Annotated in this window: 2 protein-coding genes; both read left to right on the forward strand. The window is 62.8% G+C overall.

Going from position 1 to position 1,872, the window contains the following annotated elements:
* Nucleotides 1-1,287 (forward strand): dihydroxy-acid dehydratase domain-containing protein (locus CC117_RS10180; RefSeq protein WP_071083500.1); only part of this gene is annotated, 1,287 nt, incomplete at its 5' end.
* On the forward strand, nucleotides 1,284-1,872 hold a 589-nt coding region (gene eda, locus CC117_RS10185), incomplete at its 3' end, for a bifunctional 4-hydroxy-2-oxoglutarate aldolase/2-dehydro-3-deoxy-phosphogluconate aldolase (protein ID WP_071083499.1). The genes CC117_RS10180 and eda, both read left to right, overlap by 4 nt.

Raw genomic sequence — 1,872 nt, forward strand, 5'->3', positions numbered from 1 at the left:
CCTGCCGGGCCGATGACCTCCGGGTTACCCAATGCAGCCAAGAGCCTCACCCGCCAGTTGTACGCCGAAGGCAAGGCCAGTCGACAGCAGCTCCTCGATGCGGAGGCAGCCGCTTATCACAGCGCGGGAACGTGTACGTTCTACGGCACGGCCAATACCAATCAGCTGCTCATGGAGATCATGGGCCTGCACCTTCCAGGTGCCAGCTTCGTCAACCCGGATACTGCTCTGCGTGACGCCCTCACGGCCGCTGCCGGGCATCGGATCACCCAGCTGACCACTCTCGGCGATTCCCACACGCCAATCGGCGAGATTATTGATGAGCGCGCGATTGTAAACGGCGTTGTTGGCCTGCTTGCCAGCGGCGGTTCGACGAACCACACCATGCATCTGGTCGCGATTGCCGCTGCCGCAGGAATACGGTTGACCTGGGACGATTTCGGCGCCCTGTCGGCTGCGGTGCCATTGCTTGCACGAATCTACCCCAATGGTCCTGCCGACGTGAACCATTTCCATGCAGCAGGAGGTACAGCGTTCCTCATCAGTGAACTGCTGGACGCAGGCATGCTGCATGGTGACGTCCGTACCGTCGCGGGCGACGGGCTCGATCACTACCGGCAGGAACCGGTCCTGGCAGGTGACGAGCTACTCTGGAGAAGCGGGGCGACAAAGAGCCTCGATGGGGATGTGCTGCGCCAGGTGTCCCACCCATTCGCGCCCGACGGCGGTTTGCGTATGCTCAGCGGCGGGCTCGGTCGGGCGGTAGTTAAAACGTCTGCGGTGCGAGCAGAACATCTCCTCATCGAGGCACCAGCGAGGGTTTTCGACGGCCAAGCAGAATTCCTTTCCGCATTCGAGGCAGGCGATCTTAGCGGTGATTTCGTGGCAGTCATCCGTTACCAGGGCCCACGCGCCAACGGCATGCCTGAGCTTCACAAACTCATCCCGGCCCTCGGCGTGCTACAGGACCGCGGCCACAGGGTTGCCCTCGTGACAGACGGAAGGATGTCCGGCGCTTCGGGAAAGATTCCTGCCGCGATCCACGTCACTCCGGAGGCAGCTGCGGGCGGGCCCATCGCCCGTGTACGAGACGGCGATGTCATCCGGCTCGACGCTACGACTGGTTCGCTTGAGGTGATCGGCACTGATCTCAGTGATCGTGAGCCCACGGAGAAGTCACTTGCCTCGGACGCGGGGATAGGGACCGGACGCGAGCTCTTCGCTGCGTTCCGGAGCGTTGTCGGCCCAGCCGACTCCGGGGCCAGCGTGCTGACGGTAACGGCATGACCTCGATCTCACGCCCTTCGTCCCTGCTCAACATCGCGCCAGTCATACCCGTCGTTGTCGTGCATGACATCCTGACAGCGGTGCCGCTCGCCCGTGCTCTCGCCGCTGGAGGCTTGAAGATCTTAGAGGTGACACTGCGCACCGACGCAGCCCTACAGGCGATCGAGCTGATCACGGCGGAAGTGCCGGACATTCTCGTTGGCGCTGGAACGATCACCTCGAGCGATCAGGCAAGGCAGTCCGTGGACGCCGGCGCACACTTCCTGGTCAGTCCCGGATGCACCGATCGGCTGCTAGACGCGATGGACGACAGCGGCCTGCCTTATCTACCCGGTGTCGCTACCATCTCGGAGATGCTTAAGGTTCTCGACCGCAAGAAGGTCGAGATGAAGTTTTTCCCCGCCAAGGCCGCGGGAGGTATCCCCTACCTCCAAGCGGTAGCGGGACCGCTACCGCAAATCCGGTTCTGTCCGACCGGCGGCATCACCGCCGCTACGGCTGAGGCCTATCTGAGCGAGCCAAATGTCGGATGCGTCGGCGGATCTTGGGTGACACCACCCGATGCTATCTGGGATGGTGATTGGA

Source organism: Parafrankia colletiae (assembly GCF_001854655.1).
GTDB lineage: Bacteria > Actinomycetota > Actinomycetes > Frankiales > Frankiaceae > Parafrankia > Parafrankia colletiae.